A 302-nucleotide genomic window follows, 5' to 3' on the forward strand; every position below is an offset into this window, starting at 1 on the left:
TGGTAGACGATCAGACCGTAGGTGGGGCCGAGGACCTCGCTGAGCGGGGCTTCCAGCTCGGGGTGGAGCGGGATCGGGGCGTGCGGCGGGGTGGAGGGGAGGATGAGGGGGGCGGCGTGCAGGCCGGGCGGTCGGAGCAGGCCGGCGATGCGCACTCCGGTGTCGATAATCTTCTTGACGTCCGGGTCGTTCTGATAGAGGGGGCGGATCTCGGTGCCCTCGTTGTAGCGCGGGTGCTTCTCGTTGAAGAGATCGGCGAGCGGGACGCCCTTGCCCATGACGTCCGGGGGCATCGCCTTGGT

1 protein-coding gene is annotated in these 302 nt (G+C 68.9%); it reads right to left on the reverse strand.

Annotation, left to right across the window (positions count from 1 at the left end; all coding sequences use genetic code 11):
• The coding region (locus UK12_RS35275) for a hypothetical protein (protein WP_231591533.1) at nt 1–293 on the reverse strand (293 nt) is incomplete at its 3' end.
• Nucleotides 294–302 lie beyond the last annotated feature (9 nt).

The organism is Saccharothrix sp. ST-888, assembly GCF_000955975.1.
Taxonomy (GTDB): Bacteria; Actinomycetota; Actinomycetes; order Streptomycetales; family Streptomycetaceae; genus Kitasatospora.